The organism is Cellulomonas sp. GbtcB1, assembly GCF_019091725.1.
Classification (GTDB): domain Bacteria; phylum Actinomycetota; class Actinomycetes; order Actinomycetales; family Cellulomonadaceae; genus Cellulomonas.
This window is the reverse complement of sequence record NZ_JAGXJG010000492.1, coordinates 1-240: the sequence shown is the minus strand read 5'-3', so window position 1 is coordinate 240 and position 240 is coordinate 1. Positions and strand designations below refer to the sequence as shown.

Below are 240 nucleotides of genomic sequence, written 5' to 3'. Positions count from 1 at the left end.
CCCGGTCGCGGCGGCGGCCTTCGCGGCGCCGTACAGGTCGCCGGTGGCGTCCTTCATCGCGACGCCCCGGTCGTGCTGCGCGAGCTCGACCAGCGTCTCGTGCGCGAACCGGACGCCGGTGCGGCCGGGCACGTCGTAGGGCATCACCGGCAGCGGCGTCGCGTCGGCGACGGCGGCCCCGTGCGCGACCCGGCCGGGCTGCGAGGGGAGCGAGTAGTAGGGCGCGGCGACCAGGCGGTC

General features: G+C 78.3%; 1 protein-coding gene. It reads right to left on the bottom strand.

Annotated elements, in window-relative coordinates; translation table 11 throughout:
- On the bottom strand, window positions 1-240 hold a 240-nt coding region (locus tag KVT14_RS21140; protein WP_217617369.1), incomplete at both ends, for a dihydrodipicolinate synthase family protein.